Source organism: Streptomyces africanus, from assembly GCF_002150735.1.
Classification (GTDB): domain Bacteria; phylum Actinomycetota; class Actinomycetes; order Streptomycetales; family Streptomycetaceae; genus Streptomyces; species Streptomyces africanus.
The window spans coordinates 1-2,407 of record NZ_MUKA01000417.1 but is presented as its reverse complement, the minus strand read 5'-3'; the positions used below and the strand labels follow the sequence as shown (position 1 = coordinate 2,407).

4 protein-coding genes are annotated in these 2,407 nt (G+C 73.1%); 2 read left to right on the top strand and 2 right to left on the bottom strand.

Annotated features, from left to right (window positions below):
* The first annotated feature begins 51 nt into the window (after window positions 1-51).
* Both CCL05_RS38165 and CCL05_RS38160 read left to right on the top strand, forming a co-directional pair.
* Window positions 52-711, top strand: coding sequence for a spherulation-specific family 4 protein (locus tag CCL05_RS38165; RefSeq protein WP_086565209.1), 660 nt, complete (start codon window positions 52-54; stop codon window positions 709-711).
* Complete coding sequence (locus CCL05_RS38160) at window positions 708-1,484, top strand: endo alpha-1,4 polygalactosaminidase (RefSeq protein WP_086565208.1); 777 nt, start codon at window positions 708-710, stop codon at window positions 1,482-1,484. Before CCL05_RS38165 ends, CCL05_RS38160 begins: the two co-directional genes overlap by 4 nt.
* Here CCL05_RS38160 and CCL05_RS38155 read toward each other — a convergent pair.
* On the bottom strand, window positions 1,444-2,049 hold the full coding sequence (locus tag CCL05_RS38155) for an RDD family protein (RefSeq protein WP_086565210.1): 606 nt from the start codon (window positions 2,047-2,049) through the stop codon (window positions 1,444-1,446). The two genes, CCL05_RS38160 and CCL05_RS38155, sit on opposite strands and share 41 nt — an antisense overlap.
* 82 nt (window positions 2,050-2,131) lie before the next feature.
* A partial coding sequence (locus CCL05_RS38150; protein ID WP_341868295.1) for an adenosylcobinamide-GDP ribazoletransferase occupies window positions 2,132-2,407 on the bottom strand: 276 nt, incomplete at its 5' end.

Below are 2,407 nucleotides of genomic sequence, written 5' to 3'. Positions count from 1 at the left end.
CGTCCAGGCCGTCCTGGTGTGCGCCCTGCTGGGAAGGGCAACCGCCCACCGATGAGCACTCTCCTGGTCCCGTACTACGAGCACCCGTCCGTCCGCCCCGCCGAATGGGACGCGATCGTCGCCGCCGCGCCCCGCCTCTACGGGGTCGTCCTCAACCCGGCCAGCGGCCCCGGCGACCGCCCCGACGAGGCCTTCGCCGAGGTCGCCGCCCGGTTGAAGGCGGCGGGCGTCCGGGTGCTCGGGTACGCCGACACCGACTACGGCCGCCGCGCCGCCACGGACGTCGTCCGCGACCTCACCCGGCACCGCGACTGGTACGGCACCGACGGCGCCTTCCTCGACCAGGTCCCGTCCGGGCCCGAGCGGTTCGAGCACTACCAGCGGCTGGCGGTGGCCGCCTGGGGCGTCGGCTGCGGCACCCTCGTCCTCAACCACGGCACGGCACCGCACCCCTGCTACGCCCGTATCGCCGACGTCCTCGTCACCTTCGAGGGCACCTGGGCCTCCTACCGCGCCCTGCCTCCCCAGCCCCGGCCCGGCGACCACCGGGTGCGGCTGTGCCACCTGGTGTACGGCGTGCCGACCGGCGCCGACGCCGAGCGCCTGGCGCGGGAGCGGGGCGCGGCGGTGCACTGCGCCGTGCCCGGAACCGGAGATCATCCTTGGGGCACCCTGCCGCACACCCTGGACCATCCGGAGAACGCCCCGTGAGATGCCCCCTGCTCGCCGCCCTGCTCGTCCTGCTGCTCGCGGGCTGCACCCAGGGCCCCGACGACAAGCCCGGCCCCCGCTGGCAGCCCCGCCCGGGCACGGCCTGGCAGTGGCAGCTCAGCGGCCGGCTGGACACCTCCGTCGACGTGCCGGTCTACGACATCGACGGCTTCGACCACTCCGAGGCCACCGTCGCCCGGCTGCACCGCGAGGACCGCAAGGTCATCTGCTACCTGTCCACCGGCGCCTGGGAGGAGTTCCGCCCGGACGCGAAGAAGTTCCCGAAGCCGGTTCTCGGCCGGGGCAACGGCTGGGAGGGCGAACGCTGGCTCGACATCCGCCGCACCGACGTCCTGGAGCCGCTCATGGCGGCCCGTCTGGACATGTGCCGCGACAAGGGCTTCGACGCGGTGGAGCCCGACAACATGGACGGCTACCGCAACGACACGGGCTTCCCGCTGACCGCCGCCGACCAGCTCCGCTACAACCGCCTCATCGCCCGCCTGGCCCACGACCGGGGCCTGGCCGTCGGCCTGAAGAACGACCTCGCCCAGATCCCGGAGCTGGTCGGCGACTTCGACTTCGCGGTCAACGAGCAGTGCGCCCAGTACGACGAGTGCGGGGCCCTGAAGCCGTTCGTGGCGGCGGGCAAGGCCGTCTTCCACGTCGAGTACGAGGTGCCCAAAGGCCGCTTCTGCGCCGAGTCCCGCCGCCTGCGCCTGAGTTCACTGCTCAAGAAGTACGAACTAGGGGCATGGCGACAGGCGTGCTGAGCCCGATCCCGGTGACCGCCGTGCCCGCCACCCGGTCGGCGAGGGACCGCCGGCCGGTGAAGAGGACCGGCAGCGCGTTCAGCAGGAACAGCACCACAGCGACCGCCCACACCAGCACCGACAGCACGACCTGCCCCTCGACCAGCAGCACACAGGCCACCGCGTACACGGCAACGTCCGAGGCGGTGGTGACGGCGGCCCGCAGCGCCGCCCGGCGCGGCAGCCGCGGCGTGACCTTCAGCCCGACCAGGCCCTTGCCGATCGTCCGCCCCGCCAGGGCCAGGCACGCCCACTGGTAGAGGAACACCGTCAGGACCAGCAGCCCGAAGGCCTGCTCCACGTACAGCACGGACTTGTCCCACAGGGCCAGCCCCAGGTCCTGGGAGGCGTCGAGCACGTCGCCGCGCGAGGTCAGCAGGTCCAGGCCGCTGCGGGTGGCGAGTTCGGGCACGTCCGTGACGAGCGCCGAGATCCGGTGGAAGGTGAGCACGGCGAGCGCCGAGGCCAGCGCCACCACCAGTGCGAAATCGACGAGCCAGGCCAGGGCACGGCGCAGCTTCGGCATGAACATCCCCCGATCACTTGTGTGTCGGGGCAGGAAGGTAGCGGCTGGGCGGCCCGTGCAGGAGAGGGACGAGGAGATCGTTTCAGCCCAGTGACAGAACGACCAACGCCGTGGTCGCCGCCGTCTCCGCCAGACCGCCGAAGACATCCCCGGTGACCCCGCCGAAGCGGCGGGTGCAATGACGCAGCAGCACCTCGGCGGCCGCCAGGGAGAGGACGACCGCGAGCACGCTCCGAAGCAGGTCGTCCGGCCCGAGGAAGGCACCGGCCGCTGCCACGGCTCCCGCGACGGCCACGGCGGCGACCACCGCCCCCCGCACCGGCACCACACCCGCCACCGCCGCCGTGGCCGTCGCGGG